The sequence below is a fragment of the [Pantoea] beijingensis genome, assembly GCF_022647505.1.
Lineage (GTDB): Bacteria > Pseudomonadota > Gammaproteobacteria > Enterobacterales > Enterobacteriaceae > Erwinia > Erwinia beijingensis.
This window is the reverse complement of the sequence record NZ_CP071409.1, coordinates 2813260-2832017: the sequence shown is the minus strand read 5'-3', so window position 1 is coordinate 2832017 and position 18758 is coordinate 2813260. Positions and strand designations below refer to the sequence as shown.

The following is an 18758-nucleotide window of genomic DNA, read 5'->3' as shown; positions in this document are numbered from 1 at the left end:
CATTATCACAATGGAAAAAAGCAGTTCAAGAATTTTGTCCAACATGATTATGCCTCCGTGCATAAGTAAGCGTGATATCCATTATACTACTTCAGGCTGAACGTATAAGGGCTGTGCTCAGTCAAATCGGTTACTTATCTGAGTAAGCTTATCGAGGATCGTGATCGTGCTGCTTGCCTTATGGGAACAACGCTTTCTCCAGCCTGCAATATCAATAACTTAAGATGCATGTTAAATTATAGTGAGCATTTGTTTTACCGCATTCATTATTCTTGTTTATTGGTAATATCTAAATGAGTTTATTTTAACCTGATATGAAGTCTTGTGAAAAACGCCACGAAGATATCATTTTTTCGAAGAGACATATTAAAAATTCATTAAATCAGAAAGAGAAAATTGAGAAAAACACTGTGCTGCTTCAGTGAAAATGTGTCTGAAGCGTATGCCATCCCACTGAATGACGATGGAAAGCGTCATCGGGTTATTACTTTGCTGATATGCAGGGCGAAAAAATTGCCCGCCGTTCCTGCAGGCAATATTGAGGTTAATTCTACTTAACGCCTATACTGGCGATGGATGAAGTATGGGACGACGAGTATAGAATAGCCAGGTTTGATTGTTTTTTAATCATAGATAAAGTGTGATGAGTTGTGTTATCGCTCAGGCCACGCCTGCTTAAGCATAAAATGCTGTTGCTGCGGGCTGTAATCAATCAGCGAGTTTTTGCTGTTAGAACGTGCCAGAATCCAACGAATCTCTTCGTCATCCAGTAGCTGAGGCTGTTGCCAGAATGGGGTAATAGCATGCTGTTTGAGCCATTCAGCCAGATGCAACGCCGGGTTGTCTCCAGACTGTCCGAAGATCACTTTGTTCAGTTTATGCATCAACTGCTGCTGCTGTGGGTGATCGCTTCTACTTAAAAGCGTCAAAAAAGGGAACAGCAGGCGGCCACAGACTTCGCCATGATGATAATCCTTGATCGCCCCCAGTTCGCCTGCAAGACCATGAATAACGCCTAAACCCGCCATACTCAGACTTTGTCCACCTAGCCATGATGCCAGCATCATCTGTTCACGAGCGTCATCGCCTGTTTCACCTTGTTGATTTAACACCGGCCAGGCAAGAACAAATGCCTGCATTCCACTCAAGGCTGTCCGTTGGCTCAATGCGGTGGCGCTTTTTGAAAGATAGGCTTCGAAAAGGTGGGTGAAGGCATCGATTGCGCAGCAGGCCAGCACATGATCAGATGCGCCTTTCAATAGCTGTGGGTCCAGGATAGCAATCTCGGGTACGAAAGCGGCGTGACGTAGAGATGCTTTTACGTTATGGCCTCTCTTATCGGTGACCACGGCGTTTTGTGTGACCTCGCTGCCGGTCCCCGCAGTGGTCGGAATGGCGATCAGCGGCAGCGTTTTACCGCTGATCTGACTATCGCCAACCTTTTCCAGGTAACGACGCGTATTCAGCGGATGTTCGCACAGTGCAGCAACCGCTTTAGCCGCATCCATTACGCTTCCCCCACCGATCGCGACTACGCGTGACACTTTACCGCGCCAGCGTGTCACCCATTCATCAAGTTCTGAAGAAGAGGCTTCGTGGCTGACAATCTCTATGCCTGCCAGTAGTGGCGAAAGCGCTTCTTTTATCTCGGCATAGGCTGGGCCGTTAAGAAAAGATCGGGCGCAAAAGAGTAAGGTGGGGCAGGGAGAGGATGTCAATAAAGGGAGTAGCTCATGGAGGCTACCGTTGCCGAAAAAAGTCTTTCTGTTCGCAATCATCTGACCAATCATTACAGGGTTCCGGACGAATGTAATAAGCGTTGGGGTACCAGTCTAAATAGCCGTACGCGATATTGCTACCGCAGTGACGCGCAGATTTATTTGGTGCTGACTGTTGGAAAGGGTCTGTCAGGCTGTATCCGTGGTGCAGGTTATCCCACTGATATAAAAGTGGGGCTTATCCGTCGGTATTTAACCGACTAATGCGTTAAAAGCATTCAATTCTTCTTCAGGCATGCCAGCCAGCCGTGCCGCATGACAAATTTGCCGCCATGTCATGGGATCAACCGTAATACCATTTGCTATGCGGTCAACGCGATTCGCTTCTTCCCACTCTCCCGGGAGCTGAATAGGCATATTGCCTGATGGAGGTGATTTTTTAACCCATGAGATAAACGCTTCCGCTTCAGCCTGCATATGAGGTGCATCAAAAGCTTCAGGATTAAGAATAATCGTCGTCATACCATTAATGATGGCACTGTTATCTGTTTCGAGAGTTTCATCATGTGTGGTTCGCCCTCCAGAAAGCGCGCCGCCCAGGATTTCACATAGTGCTGCCAACGCATAGCCTTTGTGATCGCCAAAAGGTAGCAGTGAACCGAAGGGGGGCTCATGCATAACGTGCGGCTGCATGGTGGGGTGCCCCTGATGATCAATCAGTGCGCCCGGGGGAACAGTCAGACCTTTGTTGTAAGCTACCCGCGTTTTACCATAAGCAATTGCGCTGGTGGCAAAGTCCAGTAGCAGGGGCTTTTCATCTTTACGCGGAAAAATGGCACAGAATGGATTAGTTCCAAAGCGTCGGTCGCTACCACCAAAGGGAGCCACCATGGGGTCGCCCATGACATTCACAAAGTGAAAAGAGATAAATCCTTCCTTGCCGCACTGTTCTGCCCAGTGACCGATGCGTCCAATGTGATGTGCGTTATGTAAACCCACCGCAGCCAGGCCAAACTGCTTTGCACGTTGCAGACCTTGTGCCATTGCTTCGCAGGCCACCACCTGGCCAAAACCTCGGCCTCCGTCAAGGGTAAGAACAGCACCGGCGTCCCGGATGACGCTGACATGTGTATTAAGTTTAAGCTGCCCCTCGGCCAGTGAGGCGATGTATCTGGGGATCATACCGACGCCGTGCGAATCATGCCCGGCAAGGTTAGCCTGAACCAAATGCTCGGCAACGAGTTCAGCTTCACGCGGCGCACTTCCCGCGTGACTCCAGATTGCCTGCACAAACTTCGCAAGGCGTTCGTGATGAATACGGAGATCTGAATGCACGCGGTTTTCCTCCTGTTCGGGCTATATTCGATGGAAGTATCTTGCTTGCCTCCACATTTCACTGCCTGTCACTGCCTGAGCGCAGCCCCGATCGGTATGATCCTATTATTACATGGCAGGAAATGGAGTAATGAAACACGGACCATGAGCATGGCCCGTGAGAAGATTCTTAGTGTGGCTGCCCGAATCCAGCCTTAACCATCTGTTCGCGTAAACTACGGGTAATTTCGCGATTACCGCCGGTTATCGGGTAGATAACGTTATTCACCACGTCATCAAGATAGTGTTCGCTAAATTCTTGTGAAGTAAGCGGAGAACCGCCTTCATCATTAATCGCGATCGTTCCTTTAATGTGATCGCCACTATTTTTTGCTTTCAGGCAATATCTGCCCATGCTGGTATTTATCGTACTCATAAGATCTCCTTGTTACTTGTTAATAAAAAAACCATAACAATCGAGGACCCCGGGTCAATACCCGTATTTATCCAGTGATAGCGGACAATGCGTTCTGACGGACTCAGCCGGTGTGCTGTTAACCCTTAGCGAGCCTTTAGAGAGTGTAGGTGAACCATCACTATTTGTTCTCATACCACCCAAACGCAGTTGCAACTACCAGATTAATAAGTTTAGTCCGAACCAGACTGCTCGGCTAATGAGCAGAGGGAGAAAATTTCACAGCGCGACAGGGTTCTCAAAAAATGATGTAACCGGTGCAGTGTTCTTCCAGTGAGTGCCATACGCTAACGACAGTGCGGAAGTATCGTCCGATCGGTGACTGTCAAAAACCTATGCGGGATTTTCTATGGCGCTGATGATATGAAATTATTCTTCTATACTTGAGTCGCTATGGCCTGTGGTTTTTTATCACCAATGAGTGAGGAAAATGGAATGAAAATTATTCTTTGGATTATTGCGATTATTTTTATCGTGGGGCTGCTTACCTTAACTGGCGTATTTAAGCTTATTTTTTAAAGCGGGGGGCTGTCGTCTAGACGGCAGCATCCGTTTAACCGGCACAGTCGTTGTCAACATAGTGAGAGGTAAATAAGGATTGCTTCGTCGTTTTCTGTGTCGGGTAAAAATACACGACTGCTGCCGTTGGGGTTATCTCCGTTTTTGACGATAACGTTCATATTTATCGCTAAGATAAGTCTTATCTACACAAAGGCAGATTAAGCACATTAACTATTCATGTTTTAATTGAGGCCATATTGGGTTGATTTTTTTTACCTTTTTAACGAATTCTTATTTTTCTTCATCATCGTTGTTTTTTCTCATTTTTTCAGAAGAAATCCAGGGGATGTGTCGGCGTGCTAGTGGATATTAAGGGCGTGGCGGCATAAAGAAGTTGTAAGAAGATAAGGGGAGCGCTTAAAATCCTTCCAGGATCGCTGTTTTATGGGTAAAAGGACGTTGCCACTTCAATCAGGCAAACCGCATCTGCATGGAGAGCCCCGCATCAGTTATTTGATGTGGTATATGCAGAACGCACCTCGCTACCACAGCCATCACAATACACTATATCCGCGGTGAAACTCCGGCAGGCGACTGTTTCCTGTTTTTTTAAAATGGTTATAAATGAAGTGAAAGTATCTCAATTTTGTCGATTAATCCTGATACCTGTCGTATCTCTTTTTTATGCGTCTTCGGGGTGCACTGCTGAAACACAGCCCTCAGGAGAAATTTCTGCGCTATGGCAGACCTTTACCGGGAATGTTAAAGATACCTGGACTTCGTCCGATAGTTACGACCTTTATGTACCGGCAATCACCTGGCATAACCGCTGGACGTATGATAAAGACAAAACGGATAGCTACAATGAGCGCCCATGGGGTGCTGGCGGCGGTATCTCTCGCTATGACACTAGGGGTAACTGGAATGGCATCTATCTGATGGCGTTTAAGGACTCCTTCAACAAGTGGGAGCCCATTGGTGGATACGGCTGGGAAAAAACCTGGCGACCATTTAGTGATGAGAATATTCATTTTGGTGCTGGTTTTACCGCAGGAATAACTATGCGTGATAACTGGAACTACATTCCTCTTCCCGTCTTGTTGCCGTTGGCATCGGTTGGGTATGGGCGTGCGTCATTTCAAATGACTTATATTCCGGGAACTTATAACAATGGTAATGTCTTTTTTGCCTGGTTCCGCTGGCAGATTTAGCTGCATTTCGCCTTGTTAAATGGTGTTTTGACAAAAAATATCGATATTTATCACTTTTTCGTCACGCCAGACTGGACAAAAGCGTTCGCAATTGCTGTACTAGATGTCGACACAGTTTAGTGTCCATTTTTCATGTAAAGGTAATATTGATGTCTAAGATTAAAGGTAGCGTTAAGTGGTTTAATGAGTCCAAAGGTTTCGGTTTCATTACTCCTGAAGATGGTAGCAAAGATGTGTTCGTACACTTCTCTGCAATCCAGAGCAATGGTTTCAAAACCCTGGCTGAAGGTCAGCGTGTAGAGTTTGAAATCACCGACGGTGCTAAAGGCCCATCTGCTGCTAACGTTGCTGCTATTTAAGTTAGTTATCAGAGAATTTTTAAAACCCGCCTTTCGGCGGGTTTTTTTTCGCCTATTTTAGCGATAGAGGTAAATTGCAATAAAAGCGATCACTGCCAGCAAGCTGATCGAAAATGCCGCAAGTTCGTGCAGCTTTGTGGATAATGACTTTTTCATCTTCTTCTCTCACACTGTGTAAACAGCGTCGAGTGTCGCAAATCATCCTTAAGGCAACATTAACCCGCATCCGCTAGCATAATCATCACCGGCATAGAGAATGCAGTATGGCGTGGATGCTCATCTGCCGCTGCCGCATCGTTTTAGCAAAAAGGTGGTGAGTTTCATTTTGCAGGCAGTAAAGCATAGCGGCGACGTGCAGCTAAGTTTCAGACTGAAATAAAGGGGAATGACAATGAAAGTCGCGATGGGGCAGTTTGCGGTGGGTCGTGAATGGCAGGAGAATGCAGCAACCTGTCGGTCACTGATGCAGCGGGCATATGCAGGTGGGGCCGACCTTCTGGTGTTACCCGAAGCTATACTGGCACGCGATATTGCCGATCCTGATATAGCCTTGAAGACTGCACAGCCATTGGATGGACCCTTTCTGAGCCAAATTTTGGCGGTCAGTAATGAGAATGATATGACGACCGTATTGACGATGCATGTTCCGGCAGATGACCAACGCGTGCTTAACGTGCTGGTCGCCGTTCGCCGTGGTGAGATTGTGGCCCGCTACGATAAATTGCATCTCTATGACGCCTTTTCCGTGCAGGAATCGAAAAATGTTACGGCAGGTGAGGCGATCCCGCCTCTGGTTGAAGTGGCGGGGTTACGCGTAGGACTAATGACGTGCTATGACATCCGCTTTCCGGAATTGGCTCGTCGGCTAGTACTGGATGGCGCTGAGGTGCTGGTTTTGCCAGCAGCGTGGGTTAAAGGGCCATTAAAAGAGATGCATTGGGAGGTGCTGGTAACCGCCCGTGCGCTGGAGAACACCTGTTATTTAGTTGCGGTGGGAGAGTGTGGCCCGCGTAACATAGGTAACAGCATGGTGGTTGACCCGCTTGGCGTAGCAATAGCGAGAGCGGCAGAAGGTCCGGCGTTGGTGTTTGCCGACCTCGATCCACAACGTATTGCTGATGCTCGCCGCATGCTGCCTGTATTAGAGAATCGTCGCTTTGTACGTCCGGAATTGAAAGTCTACTGATCGTTTTGTCCATCCATGTAATGAAAATCGCTGCTAACATGGCAGCTTAATGTCTGAGTGATGCGGTCTTACTTTGTTACAGATTGCTGTTGTACTGACCGCTTAACTGCGCGTATTAATAAAAAATACCGTTTGTACTTCAAATTGTTTTTCATGTTGGTCTGCACGCTGCTTTCAATTGCTTACGCCCGTTTTGAGTAAGTTTCCGATGCATCATTGCGATACCAACGTTTTGCTGCAATTCGAATTATTTAGGGTACAAAATTCTTATTCCGGATAATAGAGAAGGTATTATGGAAGGTATCAGTATTGCCAAGCTGCTAATTATCGGTGCGTTGATCGTACTGCTATTCGGCACCAATAAGTTACGTTCCCTTGGCGGTGATTTAGGCTCTGCGATTAAGGGCTTTAAAAAAGCCATGAGCGAAGAGGATGCTGCAGCGAAAAAAACCGCTGCAGATGACGCAGCAGCAGAGCGCGTGACTCACAAAGATTAATTGTGTAGCATTGAGTGTAACTAAACGTTGCGATTGGTATGAATAGAAGAACCGGAAACGCTGTGGTGAACGGTTCTTTTTTTATGCAGTGGCTTTGAAGGTAATAGTAAACGTTATCAAAGACATAAAAAAAGCAGCTACTAATACCGCTGCTTTTTTAATGGATAAAAAATTACTTCACTTCAAGGCCTTTTGCTTGCATATCAGCATGATATGACGAGCGAACGAAAGGCCCGCATGCGGCATGGGTGAACCCCATCGCCAGTGCTTCTTCTTTCATTTCATCAAACTCGGCAGGACTCACATAACGCTGAACTGGCAGATGATGGCGGCTCGGCTGCAAATATTGGCCTAGCGTGAGCATTGTGACGCCGTGCCGGCGCAAATCGCGCATAACCTCGATAATCTCTGCGTTGGTTTCGCCCAGTCCAACCATCAGCCCCGACTTGGTGGGGATATCAGGGTGCGCCTCTTTAAAGCGTTCCAGTAATTTCAGTGACCATTCGTAATTCGCTCCCGGACGTACCTGGCGGTAGACACGCGGAACGTTTTCCAGATTATGATTGAATACATCAGGTGGTGTGGCGGTTAAAATCTCTAATGCGCGATCCATGCGGCCACGGAAGTCAGGTACCAGCGTTTCAATTTTTATAGTGGGGCTTTTTTCGCGGATGGCGCGAATACAATCGGCAAAATGCTGTGCGCCGCCATCACGCAAATCGTCGCGATCCACAGAGGTTATCACCACGTAACGCAAAGCCATATCGGCGATAGTCTGTGCCAGTTTACCCGGTTCATTGGCATCAGGCGTCAGGGGGCGACCATGGGCAACGTCGCAAAACGGACAACGACGTGTGCAGATCGCGCCAAGGATCATAAAGGTGGCGGTGCCATGGTTAAAACACTCAGCAAGGTTAGGGCAAGAGGCCTCCTCACAGACAGAATGCAGACCGTTTTTACGCATTGCGGCTTTTATGCCCTGAATACGACTGGAGTCAGCGGGCAGTTTGATTTTCATCCACTCCGGCTTTCTTAACAGCTCTTGTCGTTCAGTCACGACGGTTTTCACCGGGATCAATGCCATTTTGTCTGCGTCGCGATATTTGACGCCGCGTTCCATCTGAATTGGTTTACTCATAAGCTTGCAGGTTCCAGTGTGGAGAGACATAACAACTCATTGAGTTTTATGTTTTTTCAAATTTTTTTGAATAACCAGGTGCGAAGTATAACATCAGCGCAACAGAGATTCAGCCTGTGACAAACCTGGAAATGGATAAAGTTGTAAAGTCGCACGCATCGGCAAACTCGCCGTGGGCCGGCGCACAGATCAGCCGGTAGTTTTAATGTAGCCGGAAGGCGTGTTGGTATACTCAACTTTCTGAATATTCAGCAGCTTTACAAAACTATCAATCAGTACCGGTTGAACATCGCCAACCGTGACGTCAGGCTGCAATGCACTCAGTTGTGTCATCTCTAACCCTGCGTAACCGCATGGGTTGATACGTAAAAAAGGGGAGAGGTCCATATCGATATTCAATGCCAGTCCATGAAAAGAGCAGCCTTGACGAATACGCAGGCCTAGCGAACAAATTTTCTTACCGTCTACGTAGACTCCTGGTGCATCCGGACGTGCGTAGGCTGTTACGCTAAACCAGGCAAGGGTATTAATCACGGTCTGTTCAATTGCCGTTACTAACTGACGAACGCCCAGTTTACGACGCTTTAAATCAATCATGACATACATCACTTGTTGACCAGGGCCATGGTAAGTTACCTGTCCCCCGCGATCGCTCTGAACAACAGGAATATCACCCGTCATCAAAAGATGCTCCGCTTTACCCGCCTGGCCCTGAGTAAACAGAGGGGGATGCTCAACCAGCCATAATTCATCGGGAGTTGAAGTATCACGTTCATGGGTAAACTGATGCATCGCAAGTGAGACGGGTTCCCATGCGCGCAAGCCTAACTGGCGGATGATGATAGTGTCCTGATACAAAATACGCGATCCGGTTAAAAAATAGGGGGGCAAGCAGGGCTCGCCCGGTCGGTGATGCCAGGATTACAGCACCATGCGAACAATTTCAATTTGGCCCAACTCTTCATACAACGTTTCAACCTGTTCAATATGCGTGGCTGTAATCGTGATGGAAACAGAGTGGTAGTTCCCTTTGCTGCTAGGTTTAACATCCGGTGAATAGTCTCCGGGCGCGTGGCGCTGGACAACTTCAACGACGTGGTCAACCAACTCTGGCTGCGCCAACCCCATGACTTTATAGGTAAATGAGCAGGGGAACTCAAGCAGTTCATTAAGTTTGGTTTTCATTATAACTCCGATGCACTGAAACGAGGGCTCCCGCCGTAGAGCGTGAGCTTAATGATGATTATATGAGGGTAGCATTCATCTTTATCAAGTAATACACGTCATCCTTCAGGCTGCCTCTTTGTTACCTGCGCCGTCTCCCCCAGTCACTTACGGGTGTAAGCTCCCGGGGTGCACCGGCTTGTCGCCTCGACGCAACCAGAATGATTTAGTGTATCTTACGTCATCCTTCAGGCTGCCTCTTTGTTACCTGCGCCGTCTCCCCCAGTCACTTACTGTGTAAGCTCCCGGGGGGCACCGGCTTGATAGGAGAGGTCAAATTAACTACAGAGGCAGTGTCGCGTACTTAGCCGAACCAGTGGTGGAACATCAGTTTAATATAATCAACAATTCGACCAAAGAAGTTGCCTTCTTTAACGTCGTTCAGTACTACCAGCGGACGTTGTTCAATCGTCTTGCCGTCTAACTGAAAGTTGATGTTGCCGACGACTTGATTTTTCTGCAAAGGAGCATGCAATTCGGTGTTAGTCAGAACGTAACTGGCTTTGAGATCTTTCATCCGACCGCGAGGAATAGTCAAATACGCATCTTTTTCTACACCGAGGGCCACGCGATCGCTGTCACCAAACCATACCGGTTCAGAGGCAAATTCTTTACCTGCCTTCAGTGGTGCAACTGTCTCAAAAAAGCGGAAACCCCAAGTCAGTAGTTTCTTACTTTCAGTTTCACGGCCTTTAAAAGTATGACCGCCCATAACGGCGGAAATCAGGCGCATCTGTCCTTCGGTGGCTGAAGCAACAAGGTTAAAGCCTGCCGCATTAGTATGGCCGGTCTTAATGCCATCAACATTCAGGTTGGTATCCCACAGTAAACCGTTACGGTTTAACTGACGGATATTATTAAAGGTGAACTCTTTTTCTCTGTAGACCGCATATTCCTCCGGTACGTCGCGGATCAACGACTGACCGATCAGCGCCATATCACGAGCCGAGCTGTATTGGCCATCCGCATCCAGGCCATGCACGGTTTGAAAATGGGTATTTTGCAGTCCCAGCGCTTTGACGTAGTTATTCATCAGTCCGACAAAAGCGTCCTGGCTACCGGCGACATAATCCGCCATAGCAACGCAAGCATCATTACCTGACTGTAGCACGATGCCACGTGTTAGCTGGGAAACTGGCACGCGATCGCCTGGCTTCAGGAACATCAAAGACGAGCCTTTAAATACCGGGTTACCGGTTGCCCAAGCGTCTTGTCCAACCGTGACCATATCATCCTGGTGGATTTTTCCAGCTTTAACCGCCTGGCCAATGACATAACTGGTCATCATTTTGGTCAGGCTTGCCGGATCGCGACGTGCATCAGCATTCTTCTCTGCCAGCACCTTGCCTGAGTTGTAATCGATCAGCACATAGGCTTCGGCATCAATATCCGGAACGCCAGGGATCATAGTTTTCAGATTAACATCGTCGGCATGTGCGAAGGTGGTAATGCTGAGTGCGATCAGTGAGCCCACTGTCAGGCGTTTGATGAAACGAGTAGGTGTCTGAGTGTTCATGTTTGGGACAACAACATCCGTGAGGTTAGGTTTAAAAAAGTGACTCACTATAGCAAATGCATATTTTACAGGCATCCGACTTTCCCTTTCTGTTATTAACAGGCATTAATCAGGGACTGTATGGTGCACTGATTAATGCACTGCGCCTGAAGGCTCTACATTCCGCTTTGTGCGACGGTAATAAATGATTGCTGCTGTGCTTCGCTGGCAAGACGCTGCTGCAAAGCAACGGCCTGCTGGCGATGACTAAACGGGCCCAGTTGAACGCGATGAATCGCGCCATTGGTTGAGACAGTACCTGGCACGCCAAACCGTTGACTCAGCGATGCCTGCCACTGGCGTGCGCGTGTACCGTCGCTTAAAGCGCCGACCTGTACGACATAGCCCGAGGCTGACGTTGTTGTCGATGATGTGGTCGATGATGTGGTCGACGCTGCCGCAGAAGACGCGACAGGGGTACTGTTTATCGAGGGGGCAGGGGCTTCACTCCCTTCGAGTATGCCTGCGCGTAATGGGGTGGGTGCACCAAGGAAACCGCTACTGCGAACCGGAGCCCCCATACTGTCATCGCTGCTCAGCGCTTGATTATCTACTGGCCGTGTGTTCACTGCAGTTGCAGGTTCGTAAGCCTGATCGCTGGGCGCTGGAGTCCCCATAGCCATGCCGCCGCCAAGATTTGGACGAGCGGGTAACGCATAGCTTTGTTTCGCAACGGTAGTTCCAATCGTACCCGGGCCGGAAAGCGTGCCGTCTGGTGCAACGGCAATGTAGTCGACGCGCACTTTGGTATTATTAGAAATATTCAGGCGATCGCCTGCCGCTTTTGATAAATCAATGATGCGTCCGGCGGTATAGGGGCCGCGATCGTTAAGCCTTACGACCAGTTGTCGGCCATTCGCGAGGTTGGTGACGCGCGCATAACCAGGCAGCGGTAGCGTAGGGTGAGCCGCGGTTAATGCCTCAGGATCAAATGTTTCACCGGTGGCCGTCTGGTTTCCGTTGGCTTCATCGCCATACCAGGAAGCAAGTCCGGTTTCACTAAACTGCGAAGGATCTTTGATAATACGGTAAGTCTTGCCGTTCGCTTTATAATCCTGGTTGGTGCCAGGATTCATCGGTTCATAATGCGGCTCCACACCGCCGATTTCTACCACAGACCCGTTATATGCAGGTTGCTGCGGCACAGGGGACTGCTGTGTTGTGGTAGTACAGGCGGCGAGCAGCAGTGATGCTGCTCCCACCCAAAGCCAATCCTTACGCATGTGAAGCCTCTTAAACGCTTTTTGATAACATTTTTCGGTGAGTATGGATCGACATAACAATGCCGAATCCCGCCATAAGTACAATCAATGCGGAGCCGCCATAGCTGACCAGCGGCAAGGGTACGCCAACCACAGGTAAGATACCACTAACCATACCAATGTTAACGAAAACATAGACAAACAGAATCAACATCAGGCCACCTGCCATCACGCGGCCAAAGGTGGTTTGCGCACGTGCAGCGATAACCAACCCACGCATAATAAGCAGTAAATAGAGAGCGAGCAGAATTAATACTCCAACAAGTCCAAGCTCCTCAGCTAACACCGCAAAAATAAAGTCAGTGTGGCGTTCAGGCAAGAACTCCAGCTGTGATTGGGTGCCATGAAGCCAGCCTTTCCCACGCAGTCCTCCGGAGCCAATCGCGATTTTAGACTGAATAATATGGTAACCCGCGCCGAGCGGATCGCTTTCTGGATCGAGCAACATCATGACGCGATCCCGCTGGTAATCATGCATCAGGAAAAACCACAGTACCGGGATAAACGCGGCGACCAGCAATACCGCAATGCCGATCAGTTTCCAGCTCATGCCTGAAAGAAACAGTACGAACAGGCCGGATGCAGCAATGAGAATGGCGGTCCCCAGATCGGGCTGCGCGGCAACCAGCAGTGTGGGCATAAAAATCAATATCAGTGCAATGCCGGTGTTCTTCAGTGATGGAGGACAAACATCGCGATTGATAAAGCGCGCCACCATCAGTGGTACGGCAATTTTGGCGATTTCTGAAGGTTGAAAACGCACAACGCCGAGGTCCAGCCAGCGCTGGGCACCTTTACTGATTTGACCAAAGGCATCGACGGCAACCAGTAATATTACGCAAATGATATAAAGATAGGGGGCCCAGCCTTCATAGACGCGCGGCGGTACCTGAGCCAGTACCACCATGACCAAAAATCCCATAAAAATTTGACCGATTTTACGCTCCATCATGCCGGGATCTTGCCCGCTGGCGCTCCACATAACGAAGGCGCTATAGATCAACAAGCCGGCAATAATCACAAGGAAGATCGGATCGATATGGATTTTTGTCCAGATGGTTTTTTTCTGCGGGCTATCATTCATTGACATGATCATTCACCCTCATAGCCCGATGGCACGAGCGGTGCATCAGGTAAATCTGTATTGTTATCGCCCAGCATAATGTGGTCGAGGATCTGACGCATAATTGTCCCTACCGCCGGCCCCGCGCCGCCATTTTCCAGAATCATAGTTACGGCTACGCGTGGATGATCGTACGGTGCAAAAGCCGTCATCAATTTATGGTCGCGTAGGCGTTCTGCAATTTTGTGTGCATTATAAGTTTCATTTTCTTTCAAACCATAGACTTGGGCAGTACCCGATTTGGCGGCTATTTTATAGGGAGCATCCGCAAAACTCTTATGTGCGGTTCCATTTGGTCGGTTTGCTACACCGTACATACCGTCTTTCGCAATTTCCCAGTAGCCGGAATGGATATCACCGATCGGTGTCTCTGCGGGCTGGCGAAACGGTACCAGCGCACCATTTTCTCGGGTCGCTTGCAACAGATGCGGCACCTTGATCACGCCATCATTAACCAGGGTCATCATGGCTTTGTTCATTTGTACTGGTGTAGCCGTCCAGTACCCTTGCCCGATCCCAACCGGGATGGTATCGCCTTGATACCAGGGTTTTTTAAAGCGTTTCATTTTCCAGTCGCGCGTTGGCATATTGCCTGCGCGCTCTTCAGAAAGATCAATGCCGGTCAAATGACCATAACCAAATTTACTCATCCATGCTGACAGGCGATCAATGCCCATATCATAGGCAACCTGATAGAAGAAGGTGTCGGCGGATTCCTCCAGCGATTTAGTAACATTCAGGCGACCATGCCCCCAGCGTTTCCAGTCGCGATAGCGTTTTTCGGAGCCGGGAAGCTGCCACCAGCCTGGATCGAACAGGCTGGTATTACGGTTAATGACGCCTGCACTTAATGCTGAAACGGCAACGTAAGGCTTAACCGTTGAAGCTGGAGGATAAGTCCCCTGGGTAGCGCGATTGATGAGAGGGCGATTTTCATCGTTCAGCAAGGTGCTGTAATCCTTGCTGGAGATTCCATCAACGAAAAGATTAGGATCATAACTTGGCATCGAAACCAGCGCCAGGATATCGCCATTGCGTGGGTCGCTCACCACCACCGCCGCACGGCTACCCGTCAACAGAGTTTCGATATACTGCTGTAGTTTCAGATCGATAGTAAGGTAAATATCACGTCCGGCTTGTGGGGATTGCTCATGAAGCTGGCGAATCACACGTCCGCGGTTGTTAACCTCGACTTCTTCGTAGCCGGTTTTACCGTGAAGGACGTCCTCGTAATAGCGCTCCACACCCAACTTACCAATATCATGCGTGGCGGCATAATTTGGCCATTTACCCTCTTTATCAAGGCGTTCAACGTCACGATCGTTAATTTTAGAAACGTAACCAATAACATGTGTTAGCGCGGCACCGTAAGGGTAAAAGCGGCGCTGGTAGCCTTTTACTTCAACGCCAGCAAAGCGGTATTGGTTAACCGCAAAGCGAGCGACTTGTTCATCGTTGAGGCCGGTTTTCAATGCGATGGAGGTGAAACGGCGCGAGCGTTTACGCTCTTTTTCAAAGGCGTCCAGATCTTCGTCGGTCAGATTGACCACAGGACGCAGGTCCTCAAGTGTTTGCTTCAGATTATCAACTTTCTCCGGCACGAGCTCAATTTGGTAGATAGTACGGTTTAAAGCCAACGGCGTACCGTTACGATCGTAAATGATGCCCCTGCTGGGTGCTACGGGAACCAGTTTGATTCGGTTTTGGTTAGAGCGCGTGCTGTAATCATCAAAACGTAAAATTTGCAAGTGATACAAATTGACGACCAGCAGGCTGGATAGCGCTAAAATGCCTAAAAATGCGATCAGTGCGCGCCGAACAAATAGCGATTGTTCTGCAGAATAGTCACGAAAAGAGTTGCGTTGTAATTTCATCCGCTGCTTATTTATATCCGGTTGCGCTGGCAATTATTCACGATGATAAGGATGATTCGCGGTGATGCTCCAGGCTCGATACAGGCTCTCAGCAACCAGCACGCGCACCAGCGGATGGGGGAGCGTTAGGGCAGAGAGCGACCAGCTTTGTTCTGCTGCGGCTTTACAAGCTGGCGACAGACCTTCCGGACCACCGATTAGCAAGCTGACATCACGACCATCTTGTTTCCAGCGCTCGAGCTGATGGGCTAACTGTGGGGTTTCCCATGGGTGGCCAGGAATATCCAGCGTCACAATACGATTCCCCTTACCAACAGCGGCGAGCATACCTTCACCCTCTTTCTCAAGGATGCGTTTAATATCAGCGTTTTTGCCACGTTTACCCGCTGGAACCTCAATCAGTTCCAGCGGCATATCTTTAGGAAATCGGCGCAGGTATTCCATAAAACCGCTTTGTACCCAATCCGGCATTTTGGTGCCAACGGCGACAAGCTGCAACTTCACGCATCAACTCCAGAGTTTTTCCAGCTCGTACAAACGGCGACTCTCTTCCTGCATGACGTGAACAATGACTTCGCCCAAGTCAACGACAATCCAGTCTGCGGTGGTTTGGCCTTCGACGCCAAGTGGCATCATACCCGCCGCACGGGACTCCTGGACCACATGATCGGCAATGGACATCACGTGGCGGGTGGATGTTCCAGTGCAGATAATCATACAGTCTGTGATGCTGGATTTGCCCTGAACGTTTAGCGAAACGATTTCCTGACCTTTAAGATCATCAATCTTGTCAATAACGAAGTCTTGGAGTGCTTTACCTTGCAAAAGGTTCCCCCTTGGGTAATTAAGTCTGAAGGGTTATCGCATAATCGCGCGTAAATGAGCGGCTATAAACGTAACAAAATTTTTATGGGCATGGCCCAAAAATAGCGGCGAAGTATAGCACGCCCTGCCAGTCACGATATATACCCGTCATACTTCAGGCCGCAGGTTTGTTGGTTACGCCAAGATCTCACCCGGTCATGTGAATGACTTCAGATACAGGCCTTCGCGTTCAATATAGTCAATGACGGCAGGAGGGAGTAGATCATCACAGGATTGGCCCTGATGGCGACGTTGGCGAATTTCGGTAGCGGAAACCGGCACCAACGGTGTGTCAGCCTGGAAAATAAGCCCTGATGGCTGCTGATGAAGGGCGGTTGCCTGTGCAGTAAGATGGGTATCCAGCCAGCTTTGCAATGCGGGCGTCTCCATCTTTGTGGGGTAACCGGGTCGCCGGCAGACCAGCAGATGACACAGCGTCAGTAAATCATGCCATCGATGCCACGTGTGTAACGTTAACAGAGAGTCCTGGCCAATGATAAACGCCAGTGGCTGTTGTTCTCCATACTCTCCGCGCAGTGCTTCCAGGGTTTCCACCGTATAAGAGGGGGTTTTTCGCTGCATTTCACGTCGATCCAGTGTGAAAAGCGGACGGTCGCCAATGGCCAGTTCTACCATTCTCACCCGCTGTGCCGAAGAAGCTTCGGGCTGCGGACGATGTGGCGGAACGTTATTTGGCAGCAGCGTCACTTTTTGCAATCCGGTTAACTGCGCAAGCGCTTCCACTGGACGGAGATGGCCATAATGAATGGGATCAAAAGTTCCCCCCAGAAGGGCGTGGAGTGAGGCGATCTCATGCATCACAAAAACTCTCAGGAAACGATTTGTGGCATAACAGTAGCGATAACGTTTCAAGCTCTAACCACAGCGACTGGCCATAATCCTGCTTTAGCGTGATTTCAATGCGGGTTAACAAGCGAATGGCCTGTAGCAGTTGCTTATCGCTGAGACGTTGTAATGCGTCCGTAAACAGTTGGCGACGATTCTGCCATACGCGTTGCTGATCGAATAAGGTACGAAGCGGGGTGGTTTGCATCTGACGTTGCAGTGTCATTATCGTCATTAAATCGCGCTGTAACGTACGAATGAGTATCACAGGCTCATTCTCTTCAGACTGCATCTGGCGCAGGATATGCAATGCCCGCTTACTTTTTCCGGCCAGAAGAGCGTCAACCCAGTGGAAAGGCGTAAAGTGAGCGGCATCGTTTACCGCCTGCTCAACGCGCGGCAAAGTCAGTTTTCCATCCGGCCAGAGCAATGAAAGGCGCTCGAGTGCCTGTGCCAGAGCCAGTAAATTACCTTCATAGCAGTAACATAGTAGTTGGCTGGCGGCATCATCCAGTGACAATTTCATACTCTTTGCCCGCGCATTAACCCAGCGAGGAAGTTGTGCTTGTTCCGGAGTCAGACAGGGAACCACGACGGCATGCACGCTTAACGCTTTAAACCATGCGCTATTTTCCTGCGATCTGGTTAACTTGTTGCTGCGTAATATCAGCAGGATATCGCTATGAAGCAGGGTCGTCAGTTTAAGCAGTTGCTCTGCCATTGCCGTGTTGGGACCACTTTCCGGCAGCGTTAACAGCAGCGTTTGCCGGGTCGCAAACAGACTAAGTTCCTGACAAATACCAAAGACGGCATCCCAGTCGGTACTGGCATCCAGCGTAACGCTGTAGTGTTCAGTGAAATCCTGTTGCTGAGCAGCCTTACGTATAGCGTCTTGACTCTCCTGTAACAGCAATGGCTCATTGCCGCTTAACAGATAACAGGAGCGCAGCCCCTCATGGAGCTGCGCGTTAAGTTGCTCAGGATAGATCCTGATCATTGGACGGGTGTATTTCCTGACGTTGATGAAGCAGCGTCGGACTGAATGTGGCTATCTGAAGTTGACGTTCCTTCAGTGCTGTTGATCGTCGATTGTTCTTCTTGTGCAACATGTACAGTCAACAGCTTACGTACCAGCTCTTCCGCTGCTTTCTGACGCATTTCCTGCATGATGATATCCTGCTCGGAGTCTTTTGCCAGTGCGGCCTGTGGGTTATCGAAGAATGAGCGATATACCGTTGCGCTGATCGGATAAATACCTTTATTAGGGATCAGTACCTGTGCATGAACCGTCATCACCATCGAGTATTCCGCTGTTTGCCCATTCAGGAACACTGACGCGGTATCACGTCCACCGGATGAGCCGACAATACGCAAGGATGGAAGATCGGTACGCAAGCCTGGGTTATCAACAAGAGTGACGTTATTCAGACGAAGCTGTTCACGAACGGTACGCGCTAACGGACCATAGGGGTCGCTACTGTCGAAGATCAGTGTTTTCATCTCCTGAGGAACCTGCGTCGTGCCCCGAAGATGAAAACCACAACCAGCGGTGACCAGCACCGCAAAGCTGAGTAACAAAGATAAAATTGGATGTCGCACTGTTCCTCCTGA

The 18758-nt window shown here is 49.2% G+C and carries 20 protein-coding genes; 5 read left to right on the top strand and 15 right to left on the bottom strand.

All coding sequences use genetic code 11. From position 1 onward, the window contains the following. Positions 1-653: 653 nt before the first annotated feature. The 3 genes from J1C60_RS12825 to J1C60_RS12815 all read right to left on the bottom strand — a co-directional run bounded on the left by J1C60_RS12825 (position 654) and on the right by J1C60_RS12815 (position 3468). On the bottom strand, positions 654-1790 hold the full coding sequence (locus J1C60_RS12825) for an iron-containing alcohol dehydrogenase (protein WP_128179403.1): 1137 nt from the start codon (positions 1788-1790) through the stop codon (positions 654-656). A 180-nt stretch (positions 1791-1970) separates the two neighbouring features. Beyond that, on the bottom strand, positions 1971-3053 hold the full coding sequence (locus J1C60_RS12820) for a malate/lactate/ureidoglycolate dehydrogenase (RefSeq protein ID WP_128179404.1): 1083 nt from the start codon (positions 3051-3053) through the stop codon (positions 1971-1973). 169 nt (positions 3054-3222) lie between these two features. Further along, positions 3223-3468 carry a hypothetical protein gene (locus J1C60_RS12815; RefSeq protein WP_128179405.1) on the bottom strand — a complete coding sequence of 82 codons (246 nt, stop codon included), beginning with the start codon at positions 3466-3468 and terminating at the stop codon, positions 3223-3225. Between the two features lie 432 nt (positions 3469-3900). Between J1C60_RS12815 and J1C60_RS18775 the strand changes: the two genes are divergently transcribed. The 5 genes from J1C60_RS18775 to tatE all read left to right on the top strand — a co-directional run bounded on the left by J1C60_RS18775 (position 3901) and on the right by tatE (position 7261). After that, a complete protein-coding gene (locus J1C60_RS18775; RefSeq protein ID WP_479688384.1) occupies positions 3901-4026 on the top strand; it encodes a small membrane protein YohP in 126 nt (41 codons plus the stop codon). 596 nt (positions 4027-4622) lie between these two features. Next, a complete protein-coding gene (gene pagP, locus J1C60_RS12810; RefSeq protein ID WP_128179406.1) occupies positions 4623-5219 on the top strand; it encodes a lipid IV(A) palmitoyltransferase PagP in 597 nt (198 codons plus the stop codon). 149 nt (positions 5220-5368) lie between these two features. Beyond that, positions 5369-5578, top strand: coding sequence for a transcription antiterminator/RNA stability regulator CspE (gene cspE / locus J1C60_RS12805; protein WP_017799283.1), 210 nt, complete (start codon positions 5369-5371; stop codon positions 5576-5578). A gap of 391 nt (positions 5579-5969) precedes the next feature. Further along, a complete protein-coding gene (locus J1C60_RS12800; protein WP_128179407.1) occupies positions 5970-6764 on the top strand; it encodes a deaminated glutathione amidase in 795 nt (264 codons plus the stop codon). 293 nt (positions 6765-7057) lie between these two features. Beyond that, complete coding sequence (gene tatE, locus J1C60_RS12795) at positions 7058-7261, top strand: twin-arginine translocase subunit TatE (protein WP_128179408.1); 204 nt, start codon at positions 7058-7060, stop codon at positions 7259-7261. A 172-nt stretch (positions 7262-7433) separates the two neighbouring features. On the opposite strand, the gene lipA is transcribed toward tatE, so the two are convergent. From lipA to lptE, 12 genes are all read right to left on the bottom strand, one after another. After that, positions 7434-8399: a lipoyl synthase gene (lipA, locus tag J1C60_RS12790; RefSeq protein WP_128179409.1), complete on the bottom strand. Its 966-nt coding sequence runs from the start codon at positions 8397-8399 to the stop codon at positions 7434-7436. 189 nt (positions 8400-8588) lie between these two features. Continuing rightward, a complete protein-coding gene (gene lipB, locus J1C60_RS12785; protein WP_128179410.1) occupies positions 8589-9257 on the bottom strand; it encodes a lipoyl(octanoyl) transferase LipB in 669 nt (222 codons plus the stop codon). Between the two features lie 63 nt (positions 9258-9320). Beyond that, on the bottom strand, positions 9321-9584 hold the full coding sequence (gene ybeD / locus J1C60_RS12780) for a DUF493 family protein YbeD (protein WP_128179411.1): 264 nt from the start codon (positions 9582-9584) through the stop codon (positions 9321-9323). A 343-nt stretch (positions 9585-9927) separates the two neighbouring features. Beyond that, entirely contained in the window at positions 9928-11139 is a 1212-nt protein-coding gene (gene dacA / locus J1C60_RS12775) for a D-alanyl-D-alanine carboxypeptidase DacA (protein WP_128179412.1), read from the bottom strand. Between the two features lie 155 nt (positions 11140-11294). Beyond that, positions 11295-12401 (bottom strand): endolytic peptidoglycan transglycosylase RlpA, encoded by a 1107-nt coding sequence (rlpA, locus tag J1C60_RS12770; protein ID WP_128179413.1) that lies wholly within the window; start codon positions 12399-12401, stop codon positions 11295-11297. 10 nt (positions 12402-12411) lie between these two features. Then, positions 12412-13524, bottom strand: coding sequence for a peptidoglycan glycosyltransferase MrdB (gene mrdB, locus J1C60_RS12765; RefSeq protein WP_128179445.1), 1113 nt, complete (start codon positions 13522-13524; stop codon positions 12412-12414). An 8-nt stretch (positions 13525-13532) separates the two neighbouring features. Next, entirely contained in the window at positions 13533-15437 is a 1905-nt protein-coding gene (gene mrdA / locus J1C60_RS12760; RefSeq protein ID WP_128179414.1) for a peptidoglycan DD-transpeptidase MrdA, read from the bottom strand. Positions 15438-15470: 33 nt separating this feature from the next. Beyond that, positions 15471-15941: a 23S rRNA (pseudouridine(1915)-N(3))-methyltransferase RlmH gene (gene rlmH, locus J1C60_RS12755; RefSeq protein ID WP_128179415.1), complete on the bottom strand. Its 471-nt coding sequence runs from the start codon at positions 15939-15941 to the stop codon at positions 15471-15473. Between the two features lie 3 nt (positions 15942-15944). Continuing rightward, positions 15945-16262, bottom strand: a complete 318-nt coding sequence (rsfS, locus tag J1C60_RS12750) for a ribosome silencing factor (protein ID WP_128179416.1) — start codon at positions 16260-16262, stop codon at positions 15945-15947. A 195-nt stretch (positions 16263-16457) separates the two neighbouring features. Next, complete coding sequence (nadD, locus tag J1C60_RS12745) at positions 16458-17111, bottom strand: nicotinate-nucleotide adenylyltransferase (protein ID WP_128179446.1); 654 nt, start codon at positions 17109-17111, stop codon at positions 16458-16460. A 1-nt stretch (position 17112) separates the two neighbouring features. Then, on the bottom strand, positions 17113-18144 hold the full coding sequence (gene holA / locus J1C60_RS12740; RefSeq protein WP_128179417.1) for a DNA polymerase III subunit delta: 1032 nt from the start codon (positions 18142-18144) through the stop codon (positions 17113-17115). Beyond that, entirely contained in the window at positions 18141-18746 is a 606-nt protein-coding gene (gene lptE, locus J1C60_RS12735) for an LPS assembly lipoprotein LptE (RefSeq protein WP_128179418.1), read from the bottom strand. The genes holA and lptE overlap by 4 nt, the downstream gene beginning before the upstream one ends. Positions 18747-18758 lie beyond the last annotated feature (12 nt).

What these genes read in the sequence shown, in the direction of transcription:
- J1C60_RS12825 (WP_128179403.1), bottom strand. Translation starts at nt 1,790, where the DNA reads ATGATTGGTCAGATGATTGCGAACAGAAAGACTTTTTTCGGCAACGGT.
- J1C60_RS12815 (WP_128179405.1), bottom strand. Translation starts at nt 3,468, where the DNA reads ATGAGTACGATAAATACCAGCATGGGCAGATATTGCCTGAAAGCAAAA.
- J1C60_RS18775 (WP_479688384.1), top strand. Translation starts at nt 3,901, where the DNA reads ATGGCCTGTGGTTTTTTATCACCAATGAGTGAGGAAAATGGAATGAAA.
- pagP (WP_128179406.1), top strand. Translation starts at nt 4,623, where the DNA reads ATGGTTATAAATGAAGTGAAAGTATCTCAATTTTGTCGATTAATCCTG.
- cspE (WP_017799283.1), top strand. Translation starts at nt 5,369, where the DNA reads ATGTCTAAGATTAAAGGTAGCGTTAAGTGGTTTAATGAGTCCAAAGGT.
- J1C60_RS12800 (WP_128179407.1), top strand. Translation starts at nt 5,970, where the DNA reads ATGAAAGTCGCGATGGGGCAGTTTGCGGTGGGTCGTGAATGGCAGGAG.
- tatE (WP_128179408.1), top strand. Translation starts at nt 7,058, where the DNA reads ATGGAAGGTATCAGTATTGCCAAGCTGCTAATTATCGGTGCGTTGATC.
- lipA (WP_128179409.1), bottom strand. Translation starts at nt 8,399, where the DNA reads ATGAGTAAACCAATTCAGATGGAACGCGGCGTCAAATATCGCGACGCA.
- ybeD (WP_128179411.1), bottom strand. Translation starts at nt 9,584, where the DNA reads ATGAAAACCAAACTTAATGAACTGCTTGAGTTCCCCTGCTCATTTACC.
- dacA (WP_128179412.1), bottom strand. Translation starts at nt 11,139, where the DNA reads ATGAACACTCAGACACCTACTCGTTTCATCAAACGCCTGACAGTGGGC.
- rlpA (WP_128179413.1), bottom strand. Translation starts at nt 12,401, where the DNA reads ATGCGTAAGGATTGGCTTTGGGTGGGAGCAGCATCACTGCTGCTCGCC.
- mrdB (WP_128179445.1), bottom strand. Translation starts at nt 13,524, where the DNA reads ATGAATGATAGCCCGCAGAAAAAAACCATCTGGACAAAAATCCATATC.
- mrdA (WP_128179414.1), bottom strand. Translation starts at nt 15,437, where the DNA reads ATGAAATTACAACGCAACTCTTTTCGTGACTATTCTGCAGAACAATCG.
- holA (WP_128179417.1), bottom strand. Translation starts at nt 18,144, where the DNA reads ATGATCAGGATCTATCCTGAGCAACTTAACGCGCAGCTCCATGAGGGG.